Raw genomic sequence first — 25,424 nt, forward strand, 5'->3', positions numbered from 1 at the left:
TGCTCGGCACTCACGGAAGTACCCGCCGCCGCGCGGCTCGTGAGTGCCGAGCATCGCCATAGCGTCACTCAGCACTCACAGGTACTCGACTGAGGCAACGCCTCGGTCGAGTACGGTGTGAACGTGCTTTCCGCGTTGACCTCCGGGTACTTGGCCACCATCCCGAGCCCGGACCAGGGGGTCTGGTACCTCGGTCCGCTCCCGATCAGGGCGTACGCGCTGTGCATCATCGCCGGCATCGTGGTCGCCGTCATGTGGGGCGAGCGGCGGCTGGTCGACCGGGGCGGCGAGCCGGGCACCGTGACCGACGTCGCGGTGTTCGCGGTGCCGTTCGGACTGGTCGGCGGCCGGCTCTACCACGTGGCGACGGACTGGCAGAAGTACTTCGGCCCGGGCGCCAACCCGGTCGACGCGCTGAAGATCTGGCACGGCGGGCTGGGCATCTGGGGGGCCATCGCGCTGGGCGCGGTGGGCGCCTGGATCGGCTGCCGCCGGCGCGGCATCTCGCTGGCCTTCTTCGCCGACGCGGTGGCGCCGGGCATCGTGACCGCGCAGGCCATCGGCCGCCTCGGCAACTACTTCAACCAGGAGCTGTACGGCCGGGAGACCGACCTGCCCTGGGGCCTGGAGATCTACAACCGGGTCATTCCGGGCACCCAGATACCGGACGACATGGCCGGCGTCGCGGTCAGCCACATCCCCGAGCGGATCGTGCAGCCCACGTTCCTGTACGAGCTGATCTGGAACCTGCTGGTCGCCGCGCTCGTGGTGTGGGCGGACCGGCAGTTCCGGCTGGGGCACGGCCGGGCGTTCGCGGTCTACGTCGCCGGTTACACCGCCGGCCGGTTCTTCATCGAGCAGATGCGCGACGACTACGCGACCCGGGTCTTCGGTGACATCCGAATCAACACCGTGGTCTCCGCGGTGGTCTTCCTCGGCGCGATCGCCTACCTGGTGCTGGTGCGCAAGCCCAGGGAGGACGGTCCGAACCGCCCGGCGGAAGCGCCCAGGGAACCGGTCGCCACGCCGGCCGCCCGTACGCCGTCCACCGTGGACAGCGCGCCCGACGGACCGGACGCGAAGCGGGGCACGGAACGCCCGGACGAGTCCGCCAAGGAATAGCTCGTTCGGTTACGTATGGTGACCGCCCGACCGCGCCGTCCAAGCCGATCTTTAGGAACGCCGGCTCGAGCGGTCTGTCGACTCACACCCGCTCGGAAAGGCGTTTCCCGCTCCAGGGGGACAAAACCTTCCGGTCGCCGTATCGTGTTTGCCGAGTCACCAGGGTGTCGGCACGGTTAACCGTGCATACACCGGCCACGCCAGCGGGAATGCCGCCGGGCAGGCCAGGTTAAGGGTCGGACAAGACCTGTGCCAGGCGGTTTCCCGCCTGTTACAGTCTCGAGAAATCCGCGGGCCGCCGTTGTCCCGAAACACGGCAGCTACCAGCCTCCAGGGAGGTCTCCGCGGTGATCTTTTCTACCCAACCATCCGCGCGGGGCCTCTACCGCCCCGAGGCCGAGCACGACGCCTGCGGCGTCGCGATGGTTGCGGACACCGGCGGCCGGCGCAGCCACGGCGTGGTGGCCGACGCGCTGACCGCCCTGGCCAACCTGGAGCACCGGGGCGCCGCCGGTGCCGAGCCCACCAGCGGGGACGGCGCGGGCATCCTGCTGCAGGTGCCCGACGGGCTGCTGCGGGCCACCGTGGACTTCCCGCTGCCCGAACCGGCGCCGGACGGCGCGGGGCGGTACGCGGTCGGGCTGGTCTTCCTGCCGGAGTGCCCGGAGCAGCGGGCCGCTTCGGTCGGGCTGGTCGAGCGGCTGGCCGCCGAGGAGGGCCTGCGGGTGCTCGGCTGGCGGGAGCCACCCACCCGGCCGGACGCCGCCGGGCTCGGTGAAACCGCGCGGGCCGGCATGCCTCGGTTCGCTCAGCTGTTCGTCGCGAGCGCGGGCGACGAGGCCGGGATTGCGCTCGACCGGATGGCGTTCTGCCTGCGAAAACGCGCCGAACGGGCGGCCGCCGAGCAGGCCTGCGGACTGTACTTCGCCTCGCTGTCCAGCCGCACGCTGGTGTACAAGGGCATGCTCACCACGCACCAGCTGCCGGTGTTCTTCCCCGACCTGACCGACCCCCGGACGGCCAGCGCGATCGCCCTGGTGCACAGCCGGTTCTCCACCAACACCTTCCCGTCCTGGCCGCTGGCCCACCCGTACCGCTATGTCGCGCACAACGGCGAGATCAACACCATCCGGGGCAACCGGAACCGGATGCGGGCCCGGGAGGCGCTGCTGGCCAGCGACCTGATCCCGGGCGACCTGGAGCGGCTGTTCCCGATCTGTACCGAGGGCGCATCCGACTCGGCCTCCCTGGACGAGGTGCTGGAGCTGCTGCACCTGGGCGGTCGCTCGCTGCCGCACGCGGTGCTGATGATGATCCCGGAGGCGTGGGAGAACCACGAGGAGATGGACCCCGCCCGGCGGGCCTTCTACGAGTTCCACGCCAGCCTGATGGAGCCGTGGGACGGCCCGGCCTGCGTCACCTTCACCGACGGAACGCTGGTCGGCGCGGTGCTGGACCGCAACGGCCTGCGCCCGGCCCGCTGGTGGCAGCTGGCCGACGGCCGGGTGGTGCTGGCCAGCGAGACCGGGGTGCTGGACGCGCCGCCCGGTGACGTGGTGGCCAAGGGGCGCCTGCAGCCGGGACGGATGTTCCTGGTGGACACCGAGGCCGGGCGGATCGTGGCCGACGACGAGATCAAGGGCGCACTGGCCGCCGAACTGCCCTACGACGAGTGGCTGCACGCCGGGATGCTGGACGTGACCGGCCTGCCGCCGCGCGAGCATGTGGTGCAGACCCACGAGTCGGTGCTGCGCCGCCAGCAGACCTTCGGCTACACCGACGAGGAGCTGCGCATCCTGCTCGGGCCGATGGCCACCCGGGCCGCCGAACCGGTCGGCTCGATGGGCACGGACACCCCGGTGGCCGCGCTGTCCCAGCGGCCCCGCCTGCTCTACGACTACTTCGCCCAGCTGTTCGCCCAGGTCACCAACCCGCCGCTGGACGCGATCCGGGAAGAGATCGTGACCAGCGTGGCCCGGGTGATGGGGCCGGAGCACAACCTGCTCGAGCCGACGCCGGCGTCCTGCCGGCACCTGCGCCTGCCCTACCCGGTGATCGACAACGACGAGCTGGCCAAGATCCTGCACATCAACGACGACGGCAACCTGCCCGGGTTCGCCGCCGCCGTGATCAGTGGGCGGTACCAGGTGGACGGCGGTGCGGGGGCGCTGGAGGCGGCGCTGGACCGGGTGCGCCGCGAGGCATCCGAGGCCATCGCGGACGGGGCCAGGGTGCTGGTGCTCTCCGACCGGGACTCCGACCACCGGATGGCGCCCATCCCGTCGTTGCTGCTCACCTCGGCGGTGCACCACCACCTGGTCCGGCAGCGGGAACGCACGCGGGTGGCCCTGGTGGTGGAGAGCGGCGACTGCCGCGAGGTGCACCACGCGGCCCTGCTGCTCGGCTACGGCGCGGCCGCGGTGAACCCCTACCTGGCCATGGAAACCATCGAAGCCATGATCGTGCGCGGCGACATCTCCGGCATCGCGCCGGCCGCCGCGCTGCGCAACTACCGGACCGCGATGGTCAAGGGCGTGCTGAAGGTGATGTCCAAGATGGGCATCTCCACGGTCGGCGCCTACACCGCCGCGCAGGTCTTCGAGGCGATCGGGTTGTCGCGGGACCTGGTGGACCAGTACTTCACCGGCACCGCGTCACAGCTCGGCGGGGTCGGCCTGGACGTGCTGGCCGAGGAGGTGGCCGCCCGCCACCGCCTGGCCTACCCGGAGAACCCGGCCGACCAGGTGCGCCGCCGCCTGGACGTGGGCGGCGAGTACGCCTACCGCCGCGACGGCGAGCTGCACCTGTTCACCCCGGAAACGGTGTTCCTGCTGCAGCACGCCACCAAGTCCGGCCAGGTGGAGGTGTTCCGCCGGTACACCGCCGAGTGCGACCGGCTGGCCGCCGAGGGCGGCGCGCTGCGCGGGCTGTTCACGCTGCGCACCGGGGTGCGGCCGGCCGTACCGCTGGACGAGGTGGAGCCGGTGGCGGCCATCCTGGGCCGGTTCAACACCGGCGCGATGTCCTACGGCTCGATCTCCGCCGAGGCCCACGAGACGCTGGCCGTGGCGATGAACAACCTGGGTGCCCGGTCCAACACCGGCGAGGGCGGCGAGGACATCGACCGGCTCTACGACCCGCGCCGGCGCAGCGCGATCAAGCAGGTGGCCTCCGGCCGTTTCGGGGTGACCAGCGAGTACCTGGTGAACGCCACCGACATCCAGATCAAGATGGCCCAGGGCGCGAAGCCGGGGGAGGGCGGCCAGCTGCCGGGCAACAAGGTGTGGCCGTGGATCGCCCGCACCCGCCACTCCACCCCCGGGGTCGGGCTGATCTCGCCGCCGCCCCACCACGACATCTACTCCATCGAGGACCTGGCCCAGCTGATCCACGACCTGAAGAACGCCAACTCGGACGCGCGGGTGCACGTCAAGCTGGTGTCCTCGGTGGGCGTCGGCACCGTGGCGGCCGGGGTGGCCAAGGCGCACGCCGACGTGGTGCTCATCTCCGGGCACGACGGCGGCACCGGGGCGGCCCCGCTCACCTCGCTCAAGCACGCCGGCGCGCCGTGGGAGATCGGGCTGGCCGACACCCAGCAGACGCTGCTGCTCAACGGGCTGCGGGACCGCATCGTGGTGCAGACCGACGGGCAGATGAAGACCGGCCGGGACGTCGTGGTGGCCGCGCTGCTCGGCGCCGAGGAGTACGGCTTCTCCACCGCCCCGCTGATCGTGGCCGGCTGCGTGATGATGCGGGTCTGCCACCTGGACACCTGCCCGGTGGGAGTGGCCACCCAGGATCCCGAGCTGCGACGGCGGTTCACCGGCCGGCCGGAGTTCGTGGAGAACTTCTTCCGGTTCCTCGCCGAGGAGGTGCGCGAGTACCTGGCCGAGCTGGGTTTCCGCACGCTGGACGAGGCGATCGGGCACGCCGAGCTGCTGGAGACCGACCGCGCGGTTCGGCACTGGAAGGCGGTGCGCGGGCTGGACCTATCGCCGCTGTTCATGGTGCCCGAGGACGCCGGGCCGAGGCGGCGCACCCGGCCCCAGGACCACGGCCTGGACAAGGCACTGGACCAGACGCTGATCCAGCTGGCCGAGGCCGCGCTGGAGGACGCCCACCAGGTGCGCCTGGAGCTGCCGGTGCGCAACGTGAACCGGACGGTCGGCACGCTTCTCGGCGCCGAGGTGACCCGGCGCTACGGCGGTTCCGGGCTGCCGGAGGACACGATCTCGCTGCGGCTGACCGGGTCGGCCGGCCAGTCGCTGGGCGCGTTCCTTCCGCCGGGGATCACGATCGACCTGGTCGGAGACGCCAACGACTACCTGGCCAAGGGACTGTCCGGCGGGCGGGTGATCGCCCGGCCGCACCCGGACGCGCCGTTCCCGGCCGAGCACCAGGTGATCGCCGGCAACGTGATCGGCTACGGCGCGACCTCGGGGGAGATCTTCCTGCGCGGCGTGGTCGGGGAGCGGTTCTGTGTGCGCAACTCGGGGGCGCTCGCGGTCGCCGAGGGCGTCGGTGACCACGCCTGCGAGTACATGACCGGCGGCACCGTGGTGGTGCTGGGCGCCACCGGACGGAATGTCGCGGCGGGCATGTCCGGTGGCACGGCCTACGTGCTGGACCTGGTGCCCGGGCGGGTGAACCGCGAGCTGGTGGACCTGGAACCGCCCGGTGAGGACGACCTGGAACGGCTGCGCGAGATCGTGCGCCGGCACCACGAGCTGACCGGTTCGGCCGTGGCCGCGTCGCTGCTCGGCGACTGGCCGCGCCGGTCCCGGGCGTTCACCAAGATCATGCCGAGGGACTACCGCCGAGTGCTGGAGGCGGTTCGGCTGGCCACCGCCGAGGGCCGGGATCCCGACCTGGCGGTGATGCAGGCCGCCGCCCGGCCGACGGCCGGGACCCAAGCCCTCGCCGGCCGGCCGACCAATGACACCGAGGCGGCCCGTGGCTGACCCGCGCGGATTCCTCCGGCTCCGCCGGGCCGACCTGCCGAAGCGCCCGAAGCACGAGCGGGTGCACGACTGGCGCGAGGTCTACCGCGACCAGATCGCCCCGGAGCAGCTCGGCCAGACCCAGGAGCAGGCCGGCCGGTGCATGGACTGCGGCGTCCCGTTCTGTCACTCGGGTTCGGCCGGATGCCCGCTCGGCAACCTCATCCCGGAGTGGAACGACCTGGTCCGGTTGGGGCAGTGGCCCCGGGCCAGCGAGCGGCTGCACGCCACCAACAACTTCCCCGAGTTCACCGGCCGGCTGTGCCCCGCGCCGTGCGAGGCGGCCTGCGTGCTGGCGCTGACGCCGGACGCCGGCGGCGCGGTGGCCATCAAGCGGGTGGAGCAGGCGATCGCCGACGAGGCCTGGGAGCGGGACCTGGTGCCGGTGCAGCGGGCCGGGCTGGTGTCCGGCAAGCGGGTCGCGGTGGTCGGGTCCGGGCCGGCCGGGCTGGCCGCCGCGCAGCAGCTCACCCGGGCGGGGCACCACGTCACCGTGTTCGAGCGGGACGACCGGTTGGGCGGCCTGCTGCGCTACGGCATCCCCGAGTTCAAGATGGAGAAGTCGGTGCTGGACCGCCGGCTGGCCCAACTGCGGGCGGAGGGCACCCGGTTCGTCACCGACTGCGAGGTCGGCGGGCACCGCCCCGGTGACCTGCCGGTGGCCCGGCTGCGCGACGAGTTCGACGCGGTGGTGCTCGCGGTCGGCGCGCTGGCCGGCCGGGACGCCCCGGACCTGCCCGGCCGGGAGCTGGCCGGGGTACACCTGGCCATGGAGCACCTGGTGCCGGCCAACCGGGAGTGCGAGGGGGACGGCCCCACGCCGATCTCCGCCGAGGGCCGGCACGTGGTGATCATCGGCGGCGGCGACACCGCGGCGGACTGCTACGGAACCGCGTTGCGCCAGGGCGCGGCCTCGGTGGCCCAGCTCGACCAGTACCCGCGCCCGCCCGACGCCCCCGACTTCGACCGCTCGCCGTGGCCGACCTGGCCGTGGATCCTGCGCACCTACCCGGTGCACGAGGAGGGCGGCGAGCGCCGGTTCGAGGTGGCCGTGGAGAGCTTCGTCGGCGACGAGAACGGCCGGGTCAGGGCGGTGCGGCTGCGCCGGGTGCGGGTGGTCCGGGACCGGGCGACCGGCCGCCGGGAGGTGCTGCCCCTGGACGAGGAGCACACCGAGCTGCCCTGTGACCTGGCGTTGCTGGCCATCGGGTTCACCGGGGCGACCGACACCCCGCTGCTGGCCGGCCTCGGGCTGGAGCGCACGGCGGCCGGGGCGCTCGGCTGCGGGCCGGACTGGCAGACCCGGGTGCCCGGCGTCTTCGTGTGCGGAGACGCGCACCGCGGCGCCTCCCTGGTGGTGTGGGCGATCGCGGAGGGCCGCGCGGCGGCGCACGCGGTGGACGCGTACCTCACCGGCATGTCGTCCCGGCTGCCCGCCCCGGTGCGCCCCACCTCGCTACCGCTGCGCGCCGTCTGACGCCGACCACCGGGGAAAGCTGACCGATCGGTTCGGCCGCGGCGCGAGATCCCGGTCTCGTACGATCGGACCGTGGCGCTCCCCGACATTGCTCAGACCCCGGCCGATGTGCTCAAGCGGATCTTCGGCTACGACTCGTTCCGGGGCGAACAGGCCGAGATCATCGAGCACGTGAGCGGCGGCGGTGACGCGCTGGTGCTGATGCCCACCGGTGGCGGCAAGTCGCTGTGCTACCAGATCCCGGCGCTGGTCCGGGACGGCGTCGGGGTGGTGGTCTCGCCGCTGATCGCGCTGATGCAGGACCAGGTGGACGCACTGCGCGCGCTCGGCGTGCGGGCCGGCTTCCTCAACTCCACGCAGTACCCCGACGAGCGCCAGCTGGTCGAGGCCGAGTTCCTGGCCGGCGAGCTGGACGTGCTCTACCTGGCCCCGGAGCGCCTGCGGCTGGAGGCCACGGCCCGCCTGCTGGACCGGGGGAAGATCGCGCTGTTCGCCATCGACGAGGCGCACTGCGTGTCCCAGTGGGGCCACGACTTCCGGCCCGACTACCTGGCGCTGTCCGAGCTGCACGAGCGCTGGCCGGACGTGCCCCGGATCGCGCTCACCGCCACCGCGACGAAGGCCACCCACGAGGAGATCGCCGAGCGGCTCAAGCTCGGCGAGGCGCGGCACTTCGTGGCCAGCTTCGACCGGCCGAACATCCAGTACCGGATCGTGCCGAAGAACGAGCCGCGCAAGCAGCTGCTCGAGCTGTTGCGCACCGAGCACGCCGGCGACGCGGGGATCGTCTACTGCCTGTCCCGCAACTCGGTGGAGCAGACGGCCGAGTTCCTCTCCGCGCAGGGCATCTCGGCGCTGCCGTACCACGCCGGCCTGGACGCCCGCACCCGCGCCACCAACCAGGCCCGGTTCCTGCGCGAGGACGGCCTGGTGATGGTGGCGACCATCGCCTTCGGCATGGGCATCGACAAGCCGGACGTGCGGTTCGTCGCCCACCTGGACCTGCCCAAGTCGGTGGAGGGCTACTACCAGGAGACCGGCCGCGCCGGCCGGGACGGGCTGCCGTCCACCGCCTGGCTGGCCTACGGCCTGGCCGACGTGGTGCAGCAGCGCAGGATGATCGACGACTCGGAGGGTGACCTCGCGCACCGGCGGCGGCTGAGCCAGCACCTGGACGCCATGCTCGCGCTGTGCGAGACCGTGACCTGCCGGCGGGTGCGGCTGCTGAACTACTTCGGCCAGGCCGGTGAGCCGTGCGGCAACTGTGACACCTGCCTGAACCCGCCGGAGTCGTGGGACGGCACGGTAGCGGCGCAGAAGGTGCTCTCGGCCGTGTACCGGCTGAAGAACGAGCGCCGCCAGAGCTTCGGTGCGGGGCACATCGTGGACATCCTGCGCGGCAAGCGCACCCCCAAGATCGAACAGTTCCAGCACGACTCACTGACCGTGTTCGGCGTGGGCGAGGACCTCGGCGAAGGCGAATGGCGCGGGGTGATCCGCCAGCTCATGGCGCAGGGCCTGCTCGCGGTGGAGGGCAAGTACAACACCGTGGTGTTCACCGCCGAGAGCGCGGAGGCGATGCGCGGCGAGCGCAAGGTGATGATGCGCCGCGACCCGGCGGCCAAGGCTGCGCGGGTGCGTTCCGCGCGCGGCGACCGCAAGCCGGCGGCCGACCTTCCGGCCGAGGCCGCACCGGTCTTCGAACGGCTGCGGGCCTGGCGCGGCGCCACCGCCAAGGAACAGGGCGTCCCCGCCTACGTGATCTTCCACGACGCCACGCTCCGCGAGATCGCCACCCGCCTGCCGGCCAGCCTCGCCGAACTGGGCACGATCAGCGGTGTGGGCGAGAACAAGCTCGCCAAGTACGGCGAAGGCGTCCTGGAAGTCCTGGCCACCCCCGAGTAGCCCCCAGCGTGCGAAAGAGGACTCCGGTGGGACGGGCGCGCGGGCGGGCGCTAGCGTGCTCGGCATGGGTTTCGCCGGGTTCGGGGAACGGCTGGTCGACTTCTACGACGGCCTGGAGGCCGACAACTCCAAGGCGTACTGGAACGAGCACAAGGCCGTCTACCAGGAGCATGTGCGCGCGCCGATGGAGGCGCTGCTGGCCGAGCTGGAACCCGAGTTCGGCCAGGGGAAGATCTTCCGGCCGTACCGGGACGTTCGGTTCAGCGCGGACAAGACCCCGTACAAGACGCACTGCGGCGCGATCCTCGGCAGCCACTACGTGCAGGCCGGCGCGGGCGGGATCATGATCGCCGGCGGCTACTACCAGATGGCCGGCGACCAGGTGCGGCGTTACCGGGTCGCGGTGGACGAGGAGCGGCGGGGTGAGGACCTGCGCACGCGGCTCGCCGCGCTCGAGGGCTCGGGGCTGACCGTGGCCGGCGAGCTGCTCGCCACCCGCCCGCGCGGTATCGACCCCGGGCACCCGAGGCTGGAGCTGCTGCGGCACAAGTCGCTGTACGCGTTTCGCCGGTGGCCGGGGGAGCACCCGATGCTCGCCCCCGAGCTGGTCGGGGAGGTCACCGCCGCGTGGCGGGCGCTGAACCCGCTGGTGGAGTGGCTGTCCGACCACGTCGGACCGACCGAGAACCCGCGCCGCTGATCCCGCCGAAACGGCCGGTGCACCGGGCAACCCCGAGATCGGGAGTGACCTGGTTCACCGTCGGGCGCGCCCAGTGAACCACAGGCCGATTGCCACGCCGGCCAGGTCGGTGAGGGCGTCCCAGGCGTCGGCGTCCCGGTTGATCGGCAGTACACCCTGCAGGAATTCCGAGGCGACCGCGTAAACGGCCAGGCCAACGGCTACTTGAACGATAGAGAAGCCGGCCCGGCGGGCGGTCCAGGCCAGTGCGGCGAACAACGCGCAGTGCACGACCTTGTCGAAGCCGGGAAACGGCAGCGGGGCGTCGGTGGCGGGGCTGAACAAGGCAAAAAGGCTGATCAGGGCCATGATCACGAAAGGGAGCGCGCGCCTGGTCACGACCGGGATTGTGCCTTCCGCCGGTGGCCGGCATCGCACGACGTTCACCTGACGGTAGCTGAATCGATTCGCCCTGGCGGTTAAGCTTGGGGAGTGAGCCGCCGAGCAAAGATCGTTTGTACCCTGGGGCCGGCAACCTCGAGCCCGGAGCGAATCCGCGAGCTTGTGGAAGCCGGCATGGACGTGGCCCGGCTGAACTTCAGCCACGGCAACCGCGAGGACCACAAGCAGGTTTACGAGCTCGTCCGAGAGGCAGCGGACGAAGCCGGTCGCGCGGTGGGCATCCTCGCCGACCTCCAGGGCCCGAAGATCCGCCTCGGCCGTTTCGCCACCGGCCCGGTGGAGTGGCGCACCGGCGAAGAGGTGCGCATCACCGTGGAGGACGTGGCCGGCACCCACGACCGGGTGTCCACCACCTACGGCGGGCTCGCCGACGACGCGCGGCCGGACGACCGCCTGCTGGTGGACGACGGCAAGATCGGCCTCCGGGTAATCAAGGTGGACGGCCTCGACGTGGTCTGCGAGGTCGTCGAGGGCGGCACGGTCAGCGACAACAAGGGCATCTCGCTGCCCGGCATGAACGTCTCAGTGCCGGCGATGAGTGAGAAGGACATCTCCGACCTGGAGTTCGCCCTCGGCCTGCGGGTCGACTTCGTGGCGCTGTCCTTCGTGCGCAGCCCGGCGGACATCGACCAGGTGCACCAGGTGATGGACCGGGTCGGCGGCGGCCGGCTGCCGGTCATCGCCAAGCTGGAGAAGCCGGAGGCGGTGGACAACCTCGAGGCCATCGTGCTGGCCTTCGACGGGATCATGGTCGCCCGAGGCGACCTGGGCGTGGAGCTGCCGCTGGAGAACGTGCCGCTGGTGCAGAAGCGGGCCATCCAGATCGCCCGGGAGAACGCCAAGCCGGTGATCGTGGCCACCCAGATGCTGGACTCGATGATCACCAACCCCCGGCCGACCAGGGCCGAGGCCTCCGACGTGGCGAATGCCGTGCTGGACGGCGCCGACGCGGTGATGCTCTCCGGGGAGACCAGCGTCGGCCGTTACCCGATCAAGACCGTGCGCACCATGGCGGAGATCGTGGAGGCGGTGGAGTCCGGCACGTCTGTCGCGGTGCCCCCGCTGAACCACGTGCCGAGGACCAAGCGCGGCGTGCTCTCCTATGCGGCCAGGGACATCGGGGAGCGGCTGAACGCCCGCGCGCTGGTCGCGTTCACGCAGTCCGGGGACACCGTGCGCCGGTTGGCCCGGTTGCACAGCAGGCTTCCGCTGCTCGCCTTCACCCCGGTCCCGGCGGTGCGCAGCCAGCTGGCCCTGACCTGGGGCACCGAGACCTTCCTGGTCGACCAGGTGGATTCCACCGACGCCATGGTCCGGCAGGTGGATGCCGCGATGCTCTCCATCGGCCGGTCCACCCCGGGTGACCTGGTCGTGGTGGTGGCCGGCTCGCCGCCCGCCACGATCGGTTCCACCAACCTCATCCGGGTGCACCGGCTGGGCGAAGACGATCACGGCTAAGGCACACTTCGGCACATGACCGTGAGTGCCGAGATCAGTGCCGACGGGGTTCCCCGGGGCCAGGGTGTGCTGGACAAGCTGGTGGCCCGGCTGTCCCTGGAGCGCATCGAGGTCAACCTGTTCCGGGGCACCAGCCCTCCGGAGACGCCGGTGCGGGTGTTCGGCGGCCAGGTGGCCGGGCAGGCACTGGTCGCGGCCGGGCGCACGGTCCCGCCGGACCGGCAGGTGCACTCGCTGCACGCGTACTTCATCCGCCCCGGCGACCCGAAGATCCCGATCGTCTACGACGTGGAGCGGGTGCGCGACGGGCGCTCCTTCACCACTCGCCGGGTGCTCGCCATCCAGCACGGCGAGGCGATCTTCTCGCTGTCCGCGTCCTTCCAGCTGCCCCAACCGGGCCTGGAGCACACCGAGGAGATGCCCACCGGCGTGCCCGGACCGGAGGAACTGCCGGACATGGGCTCGCTGATCCGGGACCTGGGCCTGGAGGTCAACCCGTTCCTGCGCATGCCCCGGCCGCTGGACGTGCGCTACGTGCAGCGGCCCGTCTGGGCACCCGGCTTCCAACCCACCCGCGAGCCGATGCGGGTGTGGATGCGCGCGGACGGCTCGCTGCCGGACGACCGGCTGGTGCACGTGTGCCTGCTCACCTACGCCTCGGACCTCACCCTGCTGAACTCGGTGCTGGCCCGGCACGAGGTGCCGGCCTGGACGGAACGGATGATGAGCGCCAGCCTGGACCACGCCATGTGGTTCCACCAGGACTTCCGTGCCGACGACTGGCTGCTCTACGAGTGCCACTCACCGGTGGCCTCCGGCGCGCGCGGGCTGGCCACCGGCCGGTTCTTCACCACCGACGGCCGGCTGATCGCCACCACCGTCCAGGAGGGCCTGGTGCGCATCATTAGCTAGGGTCGGGCGAATGGGCAACGGCGAGGAACAGCAGGGGGAGAGCCTGCTCACCGTGCTGCTCGCGCTCGGCGCGAACGTCTCGGTGACCATCGCCAAGGCGGTCGCCGGCCTGATCACCGGCAGCGCGGCCCTGCTGTCGGAGGCCGCGCACTCGGTGGCCGACTGCGGCACCGAGATCCTGCTGCTCACCGCGCTGCGCCGGTCCAACAAGCCGGCCGATGCCCGGCACCCGTTCGGCTACGGCAAGGAGCGGTACTTCTGGTCGCTGCTGGCCGCCGTGTCGATCTTCACGGCGGGCGCGCTGTTCTCCATCTACCAGGGCGTACATGTGCTCACCGGGCACCCGGAGGACCACCGGAGCCCGCTGGTCGGCTACGTGGTGCTGGCGGTCGCCTTCGTGCTGGAGGGGATCTCGCTCACCCAGGCGATCCGTCAGGTGCGCGCCGAGCAGGCCAAGGACCGGCTGCCGCTGGGCCTGTACCTGCGGCGCAGCGACGACCCCACGGTGAAGACCGTGCTCTACGAGGACAGCGCCGCGCTCACCGGGCTGCTGCTGGCCTTCGGCGGGCTGGGGCTCACCCAGCTCACCGGGTCCCCGGTGTGGGACGGCATCGCGTCGCTGCTGATCGGGGCGCTGCTCGTGGTGGTCGCCTACTTCCTCGGGCAGACCAACAAGAACCTGCTCATCGGCCGCCAGGCCGACCCCCGGCTGGTCCGGGCGATCCGCGGTCGGCTGGAGCAGCAGCCCGAGGTGGACGTGGTGGTGGACCTGCTGACCATGCTCACCGGCACCGACCAGGTGCTGGTCTGCGCCCGGATCGACTTCGTGGACTCGATCACCACCGCCGAGCTGGAGCGGGCCTGTGTGCGCATCGACAACGAGCTGCGCGAGGAGTTCGGCGACCTGGACGAGATCTTCATGGAACCCGTGCCGCGCCACGACCCGGAGCTGCGGGAGCGGGTGCGGGCCCGGTACGGCACGCTCTGGCGCCCCGAGAAACCGAACTGATGTGATAGGAAAAAGTGGTGAGTAGCGAACGCGACCGGCAGTGGGGGTTCCGGACCAGGGCGGTGCACGCGGGCGCCGCACCCGATCCGACCACCGGCGCCCGGGCGGTGCCGATCTACCAGTCCACCAGCTTCGTCTTCGAGGACACCACCGACGCGGCCAGCCTGTTCGCGCTGCAGAAGTACGGCACCATCTACAGCCGGATCGCCAACCCCACGGTCGCGGCGCTGGAGGAGCGGCTGGCCAGCCTGGACGGCGGGCTGGGCGCGGTGGCCACGGCCAGCGGGCAGGCCGCCGAGTTCCTCACCTTCGCCTGTCTGGCCGGCGCCGGTGACGAGATCGTGGCCGCCGCCGGGCTGTACGGCGGCACCATCACCCAGCTCGACGTGACGCTGCGCCGGTTCGGGGTGAACACGGTGTTCGTGTCCGGGGGCGAGCCCAAGGACTTCGCCGCCGCGATCACCGACAAGACCAAGCTGCTGTTCGCCGAGGTGATCGCCAACCCGTCCGGCGAGGTCGCGGACATCGCCGGCCTGGCCGAGGTGGCGCACGCCGCCGGGTTGCCGCTGGTCATCGACGCCACGCTGGCCACCCCGTACCTCTGCCGGCCGATCGAGCACGGCGCGGACATCGTGATCCACTCGGCCACCAAGTTCCTCGGCGGGCACGGCACCACGTTGGGCGGCGTGGTGGTGGAGGCCGGCCGGTTCGACTGGGGCAACGGGCGGTTCCCCCAGATGACCGAGCCCATCCCGTCCTACGGCGGGCTGAGCTGGTGGGGCAACTTCCAGGAGTTCGGCTTCCTCACCAAGCTGCGCTCCGAGCAGCTGCGCGACATCGGCCCCGCGCTGTCCCCGCACAGCGCGTTCCTGCTGCTGCAGGGGGTGGAGACGCTGCCGCAGCGGATGGAGGCGCACCTGGCCAACGCCCGCACGGTCGCCGAGTGGCTGGCCGCCGACCCGCGGGTGTCCTACGTGCGCTGGGCCGGGCTGCCGGACCACCCGCACCATGACCGGGCCGCCCGCTACACGCCGCTGGGGCCGGGGGCGGTGTTCGCCTTCGGCGTCCGCGGCGGGCGCGCCGCCGGCCAGACGTTCATCGAGTCGGTGGAGCTGTGCAGCCACCTGGCCAACGTCGGCGACGCCCGCACGCTGGTCATCCACCCCGGCTCTACCACCCATCAGCAGCTCACCGACGAGCAGCTGCGGTCCGGTGGGGTGCCGCCGGACCTGGTGCGGATCAGCGTCGGCCTGGAGGACTCCGACGACATCCTGTGGGACCTGGACCAGGCGCTGGCCGCCGCCGTGAAGGAGGCCTGATGACCGAGGCGAGCAACGGAGCGGCGTGGACCAACCCGGCGCCGGGCGAACGCCTCGCCCTGCTGCGCCGGACCCGCGGCGTGGCCATGCTGGGAGCGTCGCCGAACCCGGCCAGGGCCAGCAACTTCGTGGCCACGTACCTGCTGGCCAGCACCGACTACGACGTCTACTTCGTGAACCCGAACGCGAAGGAGATCCTGGGCCGCCCGGTGTACCCGTCGCTGGCCGAGCTTCCCGTCGTTCCGGACCTGGTGGACACCTTCCGCCGGCCGGCCGACCTGCCCGGCGTGCTGGACGAGGTACTGGCGATCGACGGCATCAAGGCCTGGTGGCTGCAGTTCGGCCTGTGGGAGCCGGAGCTGGCCCGGCGCGCGGAGGACGCCGGCCTGACCGTGGTGATGGACCGCTGCCTGAAGATCGAGCACGCCCGCTTCCACGGTGGTCTGCATTTGGCCGGTTTCAACACCGGCGTGATCACCTCCCGCCGAGCCACTGTGTCCCCCGCACGCGCCGAACCGGGCGCGCGCTCGGCCCGCGCGCGGGGCGCGCGGTGACCTCAGTCCAACGCGTCACGGGAGCGTGGCTGGACGGGGATCCGGCCGGCGACCGCCGGTTCGTGGACCTGCCCGGCGTCGAGCTGGAGCTGGGCGGGCGGCTGCCCGGGGTGCGGCTGGCCTACGAGACCTGGGGCAGCCTCTCACCGGCCAAGGACAACGCGGTGCTGGTGCTGCACGCGCTGACCGGGGACAGCCACGCAACCGGGCCGCCCGGGCCGGGGCATCCCACCGGCGGCTGGTGGGACGGGGTGATCGGGCCGGGCCTCGGCCTGGACACCGACCGCTGGTTCGTGGTCTGCTCGAACGTGCTCGGTGGCTGCCAGGGCAGCACCGGTCCCTCCTCGCCGGCCCCGGACGGCGCGCCATGGGGCAGTCGTTGGCCGGACACCACGATCCGGGACCAGGTGACCGTGGAGTTCGGCTTCGCCGACGCGCTGGGCATCCCCGCGTGGGCCGCCGTGGTCGGCGGCTCGATGGGCGGCCAGCGGGCCATCGAGTGGGCGTTGTGCGCGCCGGACCGGGTCCGCCGGGTGGTGGTGATGGCGGCGAACGCCGAGGCCAGCGCCGACCAGGTCGGCACCTGTTCCATCCAGATCGACGCCATCCGGGCCGACCCGCGCTGGCACGGCGGCGACTACTACGACGACCCGGTGGGGCCGCACGTCGGGATGGGCATCGCGCGGCGGATCGCCCACCTGACCTACCGGACCGCCGAGGAGGTGGACGACCGGTTCGGCCGGTCCGCGCAGGACGGCACCGACCCGCTGCGCGGCGGGCGGTTCGCCGTGCAGTCCTACCTGCAACATGCCGAGGACGGCCTGCGCAACCGGTTCGACGCGGGCACCTACGTGGCTCTGACGTCGGCGATGAACAGCCACGAGATCGGCCGGGGGCGGGGCGGCACGCGGGCCGCGCTGCGCCGGCTGCGGGCCGAGCCGACCATCGTCGGGGTGGACACCGACCGGCTCTACCCGCTGCGCCAGCAGGTGGAGCTGGCCGAGATGCTCGGCGTGGCGCCGGTAGTGCTGCGCTCCGAACGCGGTCACGACGGCTTCCTGGTCGAGGTCGAGCAGGTGAACGCGGTACTCGCGGAAGCGATGGGCCGCTAGACAACCTCGGGTTGTCATTTGGACGCTAGACAACCTATGGTTGTCGCATGACGACGAACCCGATCCGCCTCGACGACCTGATCGACGGCATCAAGAAGGTGCACCCCGACGCGCTCGAGCAACTGACCAGCGCGGTGCTCGCGGCGGAGCACCTCGGGGAGCTGGCCGACCACCTGATCGGCCATTTCGTGGACCAGGCGCGCCGCTCCGGGGCCTCCTGGACGGACATCGGCAACAGCATGGGCGTGACCAAGCAGGCCGCCCGCAAGCGCGGGGTGCCGAAGTCGCCGGGGCAGCCCGACATGGACGCCAGCGAGGGCTTCAGCCGGTTCACCCCGAGGGCGCGGAAGGTGGTGGTGGCGGCCCAGGAGGAAGCCCGGAAGGCGGGCAACTCCGAGATCGGCCCGGCGCACCTGATCCTGGGCCTGCTGACCGAGCCGGCCGGCCTGGCCGCGAAGGCGATCACCGCCCAGTCGGTGTCGCTGGACGCCGTGCGGAAGCGGGTGGCCGGCGCGCTGCCGGCGGCGTCGGTCGACCTGCCCGCGCTGATCCCGTTCGACGCCCCCGCGCGCAAGGCCCTGGAGCTGACCTTCCGCGAGGCGCTGCGGCTCGGGCACAACTACATCGGCACCGAGCACATCCTGCTGGCCCTGCTGGAGCTGGAGGACGGCAGCGGCCTGCTGACCGGCCTGGGCCTGACCAAGCCGGCCACCGAGGAGCACGTCAAAGCCGCCCTGGCCGCCATCGTCGCCGAGCAGGACGGCTAGACGGAGGGGAGGCGGCCGGTTTTGACCGCCTGGACCAGGGCGGCGTGGTCGGCCTCGGTCTGGTCGGCGTAGGCGCGGGCGAACTCGCACAGCGCCTCGTCCAGTGCCTCCGACTTGCCCACGTAGCCGGCGATCATGGATGCGCCGCTGGTCCGGGAGTGGCCCTTGGCGAGCAGGTGGCCGACCACGCCGGCGTAGTCGTCCAGGGCCTCGGAGTCGATCGAGTCCAGCGCCACGGTGCCCTTCATGTTGCGGAACTGGCGCACGTAGTACTGCCGGCCGCCGGCGGTGGCCCAGCCGAGCAGCGGGTCGCTGACCGTCTGCAGCGCCTGCTGGTACTCCACCACCCGCTGCCCCTGGTGGGCGTGCCAGGCCGACTCGCCGTGCACGTAGCGGGCCAGCACGGACCGGCGCGCCTCCTTGAGCTGCAGGAACACCACGTCGTCGGCGCTGCTCCCCTCGAGCAGGGCGACGTAGGCGCGCAGCCCGACGCTGCCCACACCGACCACCTTGTGGGCGATGTCCACCAGCGTGTAGCCGCCGAGCAGCCGCCGCCAGTGCGGGGCCAGCGTGTCCAGGTAGGCGTCCAGCGCCTCGGCCAACTGGTCTGCCTCTTCGGCGGAGACCCGGGTGATCAGTGGCGGCTCCTCCACGATCCGCCGGGTGTCGCCGTGCTCCTCGGTGAACCGGGGCAGCGCCCGGTCACTGGTGCGCTTGCGCGCCCGGTCGGCGGCCCGGCGGATCTCCGCGCGCAGGTGTTTGTCGGAGGCGTCCTCGGCCAGCCGGTCCACGTCCAGGCGCTGGTAGGAACGGGACAGCAGCGGCTCGTCGGCCAGGTAGCGGACCTCCTCGCGGTAGGCCGCCACGCACGCGGCGACCGCCCGTTCGCAGTCCTGTTCACTCGCCCTGTTCTGCCGGCCGGCCACCCAGATGCTGGCCACCAGGCGGCGCAGGTCCCACTCCCAGCCGCCCGGGTGGGCCTCGTCGAAGTCGTTCAGGTCGATCACCAGGTCGCGCTCCGGCGAGGCGTAGAAGCCGAAGTTGCCCAGGTGCGCGTCGCCGCACACCACCGGGGTGATCCCGGTGCTGGCCAGGTGGGCCACGTCCTCCGCCATCACCACCGCCGAGCCGCGCAGGAACCCGTACGGCGATTCGGCCATCCGGCTCACCCGGATCGGGATCAGCCGGTCCAGCCGCCCCTGGTGCGACTCGATGATCAGCTCCACCGGGTCGGGCCGGCCGACCGCCGGCGGGCGCCAGAGCGCGAGCTCCGACCGGGGCACCCGCTTGCGCAGCTCCTTGCCCAGCTTGTAGCGCTCGGTCCGAGGCTCCGGCCGGCGGCGCAACGAGGAGTAGACGGTGCCGTCGGTACCGGCGATCACCACGTGATCGTGGGACGGGGATTCGGCCACCCGCGGATCCTACTGCCGGGGCGCTACCACCCGCGTCTCCTCGACCAGCCAGGACAGGTACTCGGCGCTGCCGCCGGTGATCGGCGTGGCGATGATCTCCGGCAGGTCGTAGTTGTGGCCCGCCGCCACGTGCTCGACCAGCGCGCCGACCCGGTCCGCCGAGGTCTTGATCTCCACCCGCCACTCGCGTTCCGTCTGGATCTCGCCTTCCCAGCGGAACACGCTGGTCACCGGCCCGACCACCTGCGCACACGCGCCCAACCGGGCCTCGATGGCCCCGGCGGCCAGCGCCCGGGCCACCTCCTCGCTGTCCGTGGTGGAGGTGACGACAACGTGCTCGGCGGTCATGCGCGGCAGACTACCGGCGGAACGCGTCCAGGATCCGGTCGGCGGCCAGGGCGGGGGTGAGCTCGCCGTCCAGCACGGCGCGCTCCAGCTCGGGGGTCAGCTCGCGGACCTCGGGATGGGTGCGCAGGTCGTTGCGCAGCCGGTCGTTGACCATGGTCCACATCCAGCGCACCTGCTGGCGGCGGCGGCGCTCGGTGAGCTGGCCGGAGGCGTCCAGCCGGTCCTGGTGATCGGTGACCTTGCGCCACACCTCGTCCACGCCGGCGTTGGTGGCGGCGCTGCAGGTCAGCACCGGCACCTCCCAGTCGTGGTCCGGGCCGCGCAGCATGCGCAGCGCGCCGGCCAGCTCGCGGGCCGCCCGGCGGGCGTCCTTCTCTCCCGGGCCGTCGGCCTTGTTCACCGCGATCACGTCGGCCAGCTCCAGGATGCCCCGCTTGATGCCCTGCAGCGCGTCACCGGTGCGGGCCAGGGTGAGGAACAGGAAGGTGTCCACCATGTCGGCCACCGCGTACTCGGACTGCCCGACGCCGACCGTCTCCACGATCAGCACGTCGTAGCCGGCGGCCTCCAGCACGACCATGCTCTCCCGGGTCGCGGTGGCCACCCCGCCCAGCGTGCCGGCGGTGGGGGAGGGTCGGATGAACGCCGCCTCGTCGGTGGCCAGCCGGCCCATCCGCGTCTTGTCGCCCAGGATGCTGCCGCCGCTGCGCGAGGACGAAGGGTCCACGGCGACCACCCCGACCCGGTGGCCGTCCCCGGTCAGCTGGGTGCCCAGCGCGTCGATGAAGGTCGACTTGCCCACCCCGGGCACCCCGGTGATGCCCACTCGGCGGGCCTTCCCGGTGGCCGGCAGCAGCTCCACCAGCAGCCGCTGGGCCAGCTCGCGGTGGTCGGGCCGGCGCGACTCCACCAGGGTGATCGCGCGGGCGATCCAGCGGCGCGAGCCCTGCCGCACCCCGTCCAGGTAGGACTCAAGTGGGGCGCTCATCGTGCCCCCCGTGAGTGGCGAGTATTGCTATAGCCATACTCGCCACTCACGGGTTGCGCTCGCGCAGCGAGCGCAACAACTCCACAGCCGCGTCCGCGATCACCGTCCCCGGCGGGAAGATGGCCGCCGCCCCCGCCTCGCGCAGCGCGTCGAAGTCGCCCGGCGGGATCACCCCGCCGACCACGATCAGCACGTCGTCCGCGCCCAGCTCGGCCAGCTCGTCGCGCAGCGCGGGCACCAGGGTGAGGTGGCCGGCGGCCAGCGAGGACACCCCGACCACGTGCACGTCGGCCTCCACCGCCTGGCGGGCCACCTCGGCCGGGGTCTGGAACAGCGGGCCGACGTCCACGTCGAAGCCCAGGTCGGCGAACGCGGTGGCGATCACCTTCTGCCCCCGGTCGTGGCCGTCCTGGCCCATCTTGGCCACCAGGATCCGGGGCCGCCGGCCGGTCTGCTCCTCGAACTCGGCGCACGCCGCCTGGGCCGCCTCGATCGAGCTCACCCGGCCATCCCCCTTCCCGGCCTCGTCGCGATACACACCGGACAGAGTGCGCAACGAGGCGGTGTGCCGGCCGTACACCTTCTCCAGCGCGTCCGAGATCTCGCCGACGGAGGCCTTCGCCCGGGCCGCGTTCACCGCGCAGGCCAGCAGGTTCTGCTCCAGTCCACCGGCCCGGTCGCCGCGCTCAGCCGCTTCCGCCGCGCGGGTCAACGCGTGCAGCGCCGCCTCACACGCCTCGGTGTCCCGCTCCTCGCGCAGCCGCTTCAGCCGGGCCACCTGCTGGGCCAGCACGTCCGCGTTGTCGATCTTGAGGACGTCGATCGACTCGTCCGCGTCCACCCGGTAGGTGTTCACCCCGATCACCGGCTGGCGGCCGGAGTCGATGCGCGCCTGGGTGCGCGCGGCCGCCTCCTCGACGCGCAGCTTCGGGATGCCCTCGTCGATGGCCTTGGCCATCCCGCCGGCCTCTTCCACCTCGGTGATGTGCTCCCACGCGCGCCGGGCCAGGTCGTGGGTGAGCTTCTCCACGTAGTAGCTGCCGCCCCACGGGTCGATCACCCGGGTGGTGCCGGACTCCTGCTGCAGCAGCAGCTGGGTGTTGCGGGCGATTCGGGCGGAGAAGTCGGTGGGCAGCGCCAGCGCCTCGTCCAGCGCGTTGGTGTGCAGCGACTGGGTGTGGCCCTGGGTGGCGGCCATCGCCTCCACACAGGTGCGCACCACGTTGTTGTAGACGTCCTGTGCGGTGAGCGACCAGCCCGAGGTCTGGCTGTGCGTGCGCAGGGACAGCGACTTGGCGTTCTTCGGGCCGAACTGGCGGACCAGCTTGGCCCACAGCAGCCGCCCGGCGCGCATCTTGGCGACCTCCATGAAGAAGTTCATGCCGATCGCCCAGAAGAACGACAGCCGGGGCGCGAACGCGTCCACGTCCATGCCGGCATCGATGCCCGCGCGCAGGTACTCCACCCCGTCGGCCAGCGTGTAGGCCAGCTCCAGGTCGGCGGTCGCCCCGGCCTCCTGGATGTGGTATCCGGAGATGGAGATCGAGTTGAACTTGGGCATCTTTTGCGAGGTGAAGGAGAAGATGTCCGAGATGATCCGCATCGACGGCTGGGGCGGGTAGATGTAGGTGTTGCGGACCATGAACTCCTTGAGGATGTCGTTCTGGATGGTCCCCGCGAGCTGCTCCGGCTTCACCCCCTGCTCCTCGGCCGCCACGATGTACAGCGCGAGCACCGGGAGCACCGCGCCGTTCATGGTCATCGACACGGACATCTTGTCCAGCGGGATGCCGTCGAACAGCTGGCGCATGTCGTAGATGGAGTCGATGGCCACGCCGGCCATGCCGACGTCCCCGGGCACCCGGGGGTGGTCGGAGTCGTAGCCCCGGTGGGTGGGCAGGTCGAACGCGACGGACAGGCCCTTCTGCCCGGCGGCCAGGTTGCGCCGGTAGAAGGCGTTGGACGCGGAAGCGGTGGAGAACCCGGCGTACTGCCGGACCGTCCACGGCTGGGTGGTGTACATCGCCGGGTAGGGGCCGCGCAGGTACGGCGCGATGCCCGGGTAGGTGGCCAGGAAGTCCAGCCCGGCGGTGTCGGCGGCGGTGTACAGCGCGGGCACCTCGATGCCCTCCGGGGTGAGCCAGGACCGCTCGCCGGGGTCGCCCCCGGTCTGCTCCCGGACCAGCTCGGTCCACTGCTTCTCCGCCTCGGGCGCGGCGCCGAACTCCTCGAACGGCAGGCCGCCGAAGTCAGGGATGGTCACTTCGCTACCCCCAGTTCGTCCAGCACGGCGGTGAGCACCTCGACGGCGTCGCAGCCAGCGAACACGTAGCCGTCCGCGGTTGACGTACCCGGTTTCCCGGCCAGGATCACCTTGGTCGCGCCGGCCGTTCGCAACGCCTCGGCGACCGGGCCGGCGGACTCCGCGTAGCTGGGGTCCGCGCCGCACAGGCAGGCGACCGGGGTCCCGGCCTCGGCGAACGCCGCCGCCAGCTCCTCCGGGGTGCCGGCCGCCGACGGGGTGTCCAGGCCGCCGGCCTGGAACAGGTTGGTGGCGAACCCGACCCGGGCGGTCGCGGACGCGGCCGAGCCCAGGGTGGCCAGGAACACCCCCGGCCGGGCGCCGGTGGCCGCGACGTGTGCGTCGGCGCGGTCGCGCAGCGCTTCGAACGCCGCCGCCCGGCGCACCCTGGGCAACAGACCCCGAGGGGCGGGGCGCGGGTCCGGGGTGCGGTTTGGCAGCTTCTCGGTCAGGTTCGGGAACTCGCTGACGCCGAGCACGGGTTCCTTCCGGGTGGCCAGCCGGCGCTCCCGCTTGCCCCAGGTGGCGGCCAGTGCCTCGGCCAGCGAGCCGTCGCGCAGCGCGGTGGCCACCCCGCCGGCCCGTTCGATCTCGGTGAACGCCGACCAGGCCCGCCGGGCCAGGTCGGCGGTGAGCCGCTCCACGTACCACGAACCGCCGGCCGGGTCGACCACCCTGGCCAGGTGCGACTCGGCGATCAGCAGCGACTGGGTGTTGCGCGCGATGCGCCGGGAGAACGGGTCGGGCAGGCCGAGCGCGGCGTCGAACGGCGGCACGGTGACCGAGTCGGCGCCTCCGACCCCGGCACCGAAGCAGGCCAGCGTGCCGCGCAGCATGTTCACCCACGGGTCACGGGCGGTGACCATGACCTCGGAGCCGACCACGTGCTGGCGCTGCGCGGCCTGCTCACCGGTGACCCCGCACTCCCGGGCCACCCTGGCCCACAGCCCGCGCGCGGCGCGCAGCTTGGCGATGGTGGCGAACTGGTCGGCGGTGGCCGCGTAGCGGAACTCCAGCTGGCGCAGCGCGTCGGCGGTGCTCAGCCCGGATTCGGTGAGCGCGCGCAGGTAGGCCACCCCGGCGGCGAGGGAGTAGGCCAGTTCCTGGGCGTCCTCGGCGCCGGCATTGTGCACGGGGGTGGCGTCCACCGAGATCGCCCGCAGGTTCGGCCAGTCCCGGGCGCACCGGCCGGCCAGCTCCGCGGCGGTGCGCAGTGCGGCGTCCACGTCCAGCTCGGCGTCCCGGCCGGCCAGCCAGCCGAAGGGGTCGGCGCCCAGCACTCCGGTCAGCGCGTCCCCGGGGACCTCGCGCCGCCGGGCCAGGTCGACCAGGTCCCGCGCGGCGGCCTCGGTGTGTTCCGGCCCGGCGTCCAGCGCGATCGGGGCCATGTCCAGCAGCACGTCGGCGAGCACGGTGGGCAGGGAGCCGGGCGGCAGCGCGCCCTCGCCGAGCACCAGCCACAGCGAGGTGACCCCGTTCTCCAGGTCGGCCAGCACCGCCTCGGCGGTGGCCGCCTGGTCCGGGTCGGCGTGCCGCTGGCGCAGGTCCCAGCCGTCCGGGTTGGCGCCGAGCGGGCGGGCGCCGCGCACGAACGGGTCCACCCCGGGCACGCCGGCGCCTTCCGGCGCGTCCTCGGCGGTGTACAACGGAGCGATGGTCACGCCGTCGCCGAGCCTCGTGGCCAGCAGCTCCTCGACCGGGCCGGTGTGGTCCTCCGGCAGCCGGCCGGACTTGCGGAGCACCCCCGCGATGAGCTCGCGCCACTGCTCACGGGTGGCCGGCGGAAACTCGTCGGCCAGCGCCAACGTCGACGGCTGTGTCATATCGATACTTTAGGGTGCGAGTGTTCCCCCGGCGACGCGGACGCCGCCAGATGTGGTGAGTGCTACTCCGCTTCCAGGGCCGGTCCGAGGATCAGGGCCATCAGCCGGGCGAACAGGTCGTCGGGCACCGCCGCCGGTTCGATGCCGCCCTCCATGGCCAGCCCGTTGGAGATGGCCAGGATGGTCACCGTCAGCTCCTCCGCACTGAGCGGCAGCTCGACGCCCCGGGCCTCGGCCAGCCGGGTGATCTGGCGGGCGACGGCGGCCCGGTTCTCCCGGCGGCGCCGGGCCAGCTCCTCGCGCATCTCCGCGTCCCGCCGGGCCAGCCCGATGTACTCGAACAGCAGGTTCTGCCAGGTGCCGTCGGCGTGGATGGCCGCGACCAGGCTGTGCCCGATGGCCTGCACCGCCACGTTCAGGTCGGGCACCATCTCGAACGCCTTGATCGCGTCGGCCAGGCGCTGGCTGACCTGCTCGTCCATCAGCGCCAGGATCAGCTCGTCCTTGCTGGCGAAGTTGGAGTAGACGGCACCCTTGGTCAGCTGTGCGGCCTCGGCGATGTCGGTCACCGAGGAGGACGCGATGCCCTTCGCGGCGAACACCGCGGCGGCGGCATCCAACACCCGCCGGCGAGTTTCCTCCCGCGTCGGCCGGGTGCGCCCGCTCAGTGATCTGCTTGCCACGGGGTCAGGCTAACAAGTTCGGCAACGCTGTGTGACCAGGCTTTATACCCACTGGAATGTAAACCTCCCGGAGATCTTGACGGTGGCGGTCT

At 72.2% G+C, this 25,424-nt stretch carries 18 protein-coding genes and 1 pseudogene; 12 read left to right on the top strand and 7 right to left on the bottom strand.

What is annotated here, in order from left to right; genetic code table 11:
• Positions 1-123: 123 nt before the first annotated feature.
• From lgt to ABEB12_RS30750, 5 genes and pseudogenes are all read left to right on the top strand, one after another.
• Positions 124-1,122, top strand: coding sequence for a prolipoprotein diacylglyceryl transferase (gene lgt, locus ABEB12_RS30730; RefSeq protein ID WP_185065409.1), 999 nt, complete (start codon positions 124-126; stop codon positions 1,120-1,122).
• Between the two features lie 347 nt (positions 1,123-1,469).
• Positions 1,470-6,011, top strand: a pseudogene (gene gltB / locus ABEB12_RS30735) (glutamate synthase large subunit); the annotation flags it as partial.
• Between the two features lie 64 nt (positions 6,012-6,075).
• Positions 6,076-7,599, top strand: coding sequence for a glutamate synthase small subunit (locus ABEB12_RS30740; RefSeq protein ID WP_185065411.1), 1,524 nt, complete (start codon positions 6,076-6,078; stop codon positions 7,597-7,599).
• A 72-nt stretch (positions 7,600-7,671) separates the two neighbouring features.
• A complete protein-coding gene (gene recQ / locus ABEB12_RS30745) occupies positions 7,672-9,504 on the top strand; it encodes a DNA helicase RecQ (RefSeq protein WP_185065412.1) in 1,833 nt (610 codons plus the stop codon).
• Positions 9,505-9,568: 64 nt separating this feature from the next.
• Complete coding sequence (locus ABEB12_RS30750) at positions 9,569-10,204, top strand: TIGR02453 family protein (RefSeq protein WP_185065413.1); 636 nt, start codon at positions 9,569-9,571, stop codon at positions 10,202-10,204.
• Between the two features lie 54 nt (positions 10,205-10,258).
• Here ABEB12_RS30750 and ABEB12_RS30755 read toward each other — a convergent pair whose 3' ends face one another.
• Positions 10,259-10,582, bottom strand: coding sequence for a VanZ family protein (locus ABEB12_RS30755; protein WP_345703280.1), 324 nt, complete (start codon positions 10,580-10,582; stop codon positions 10,259-10,261).
• Positions 10,583-10,675: 93 nt separating this feature from the next.
• Between ABEB12_RS30755 and pyk the strand changes: the two genes are divergently transcribed.
• Genes pyk through ABEB12_RS30790 form a run of 7 tightly spaced genes read left to right on the top strand, consistent with a single transcriptional unit; the run spans position 10,676 to position 17,776 of the window.
• Entirely contained in the window at positions 10,676-12,103 is a 1,428-nt protein-coding gene (pyk, locus tag ABEB12_RS30760; RefSeq protein ID WP_185065414.1) for a pyruvate kinase, read from the top strand.
• 15 nt (positions 12,104-12,118) lie between these two features.
• A complete protein-coding gene (tesB, locus tag ABEB12_RS30765) occupies positions 12,119-13,015 on the top strand; it encodes an acyl-CoA thioesterase II (protein WP_185065415.1) in 897 nt (298 codons plus the stop codon).
• 10 nt (positions 13,016-13,025) lie between these two features.
• Complete coding sequence (locus tag ABEB12_RS30770) at positions 13,026-14,024, top strand: cation diffusion facilitator family transporter (RefSeq protein WP_185065416.1); 999 nt, start codon at positions 13,026-13,028, stop codon at positions 14,022-14,024.
• Between the two features lie 17 nt (positions 14,025-14,041).
• The gene (locus tag ABEB12_RS30775; RefSeq protein WP_185065417.1) at positions 14,042-15,343 is read left to right on the top strand and encodes an aminotransferase class V-fold PLP-dependent enzyme; all 1,302 of its coding nucleotides are present in this window, start codon (positions 14,042-14,044) and stop codon (positions 15,341-15,343) included.
• The gene (locus ABEB12_RS30780; RefSeq protein ID WP_185065418.1) at positions 15,343-15,897 is read left to right on the top strand and encodes a CoA-binding protein; all 555 of its coding nucleotides are present in this window, start codon (positions 15,343-15,345) and stop codon (positions 15,895-15,897) included. Before ABEB12_RS30775 ends, ABEB12_RS30780 begins: the two co-directional genes overlap by 1 nt.
• Positions 15,894-17,009: a homoserine O-acetyltransferase MetX gene (gene metX, locus ABEB12_RS30785; protein WP_185065419.1), complete on the top strand. Its 1,116-nt coding sequence runs from the start codon at positions 15,894-15,896 to the stop codon at positions 17,007-17,009. Before ABEB12_RS30780 ends, metX begins: the two co-directional genes overlap by 4 nt.
• Before the next feature lie 47 nt (positions 17,010-17,056).
• A complete protein-coding gene (locus tag ABEB12_RS30790; protein WP_185065420.1) occupies positions 17,057-17,776 on the top strand; it encodes a Clp protease N-terminal domain-containing protein in 720 nt (239 codons plus the stop codon).
• Here the strand turns inward: ABEB12_RS30790 and ABEB12_RS30795 are convergent.
• From ABEB12_RS30795 to ABEB12_RS30820, 6 genes are all read right to left on the bottom strand, one after another.
• Complete coding sequence (locus ABEB12_RS30795) at positions 17,773-19,188, bottom strand: DUF2252 domain-containing protein (RefSeq protein WP_345703281.1); 1,416 nt, start codon at positions 19,186-19,188, stop codon at positions 17,773-17,775. The genes ABEB12_RS30790 and ABEB12_RS30795 overlap by 4 nt on opposite strands.
• A gap of 9 nt (positions 19,189-19,197) precedes the next feature.
• Positions 19,198-19,536, bottom strand: coding sequence for a divalent cation tolerance protein CutA (gene cutA, locus ABEB12_RS30800; RefSeq protein WP_185065421.1), 339 nt, complete (start codon positions 19,534-19,536; stop codon positions 19,198-19,200).
• Between the two features lie 10 nt (positions 19,537-19,546).
• Positions 19,547-20,524, bottom strand: a complete 978-nt coding sequence (gene meaB / locus ABEB12_RS30805; RefSeq protein WP_185065422.1) for a methylmalonyl Co-A mutase-associated GTPase MeaB — start codon at positions 20,522-20,524, stop codon at positions 19,547-19,549.
• A 46-nt stretch (positions 20,525-20,570) separates the two neighbouring features.
• The gene (scpA, locus tag ABEB12_RS30810; protein ID WP_425572289.1) at positions 20,571-22,787 is read right to left on the bottom strand and encodes a methylmalonyl-CoA mutase; all 2,217 of its coding nucleotides are present in this window, start codon (positions 22,785-22,787) and stop codon (positions 20,571-20,573) included.
• Positions 22,784-24,649 carry a methylmalonyl-CoA mutase family protein gene (locus tag ABEB12_RS30815; protein ID WP_185065423.1) on the bottom strand — a complete coding sequence of 622 codons (1,866 nt, stop codon included), beginning with the start codon at positions 24,647-24,649 and terminating at the stop codon, positions 22,784-22,786. Before ABEB12_RS30815 ends, scpA begins: the two co-directional genes overlap by 4 nt.
• A gap of 62 nt (positions 24,650-24,711) precedes the next feature.
• Positions 24,712-25,332 carry a TetR family transcriptional regulator gene (locus tag ABEB12_RS30820; RefSeq protein WP_185065424.1) on the bottom strand — a complete coding sequence of 207 codons (621 nt, stop codon included), beginning with the start codon at positions 25,330-25,332 and terminating at the stop codon, positions 24,712-24,714.
• Between the last annotated feature and the right edge of the window lie 92 nt (positions 25,333-25,424).

It is taken from the genome of Actinospineispora eucalypti (assembly GCF_039543365.1).
Classification (GTDB): Bacteria; Actinomycetota; Actinomycetes; order Mycobacteriales; family Pseudonocardiaceae; genus Pseudonocardia; species Pseudonocardia eucalypti.

Bases quoted from the DNA above. Each gene is read 5' to 3' on its own strand.
- tesB (WP_185065415.1), top strand. From the start codon at position 12,119: ATGACCGTGAGTGCCGAGATCAGTGCCGACGGGGTTCCCCGGGGCCAG.
- ABEB12_RS30790 (WP_185065420.1), top strand. From the start codon at position 17,057: ATGACGACGAACCCGATCCGCCTCGACGACCTGATCGACGGCATCAAG.
- ABEB12_RS30780 (WP_185065418.1), top strand. From the start codon at position 15,343: ATGACCGAGGCGAGCAACGGAGCGGCGTGGACCAACCCGGCGCCGGGC.
- cutA (WP_185065421.1), bottom strand. From the start codon at position 19,536: ATGACCGCCGAGCACGTTGTCGTCACCTCCACCACGGACAGCGAGGAG.
- meaB (WP_185065422.1), bottom strand. From the start codon at position 20,524: ATGAGCGCCCCACTTGAGTCCTACCTGGACGGGGTGCGGCAGGGCTCG.
- ABEB12_RS30750 (WP_185065413.1), top strand. From the start codon at position 9,569: ATGGGTTTCGCCGGGTTCGGGGAACGGCTGGTCGACTTCTACGACGGC.
- ABEB12_RS30815 (WP_185065423.1), bottom strand. From the start codon at position 24,649: ATGACACAGCCGTCGACGTTGGCGCTGGCCGACGAGTTTCCGCCGGCC.
- ABEB12_RS30770 (WP_185065416.1), top strand. From the start codon at position 13,026: ATGGGCAACGGCGAGGAACAGCAGGGGGAGAGCCTGCTCACCGTGCTG.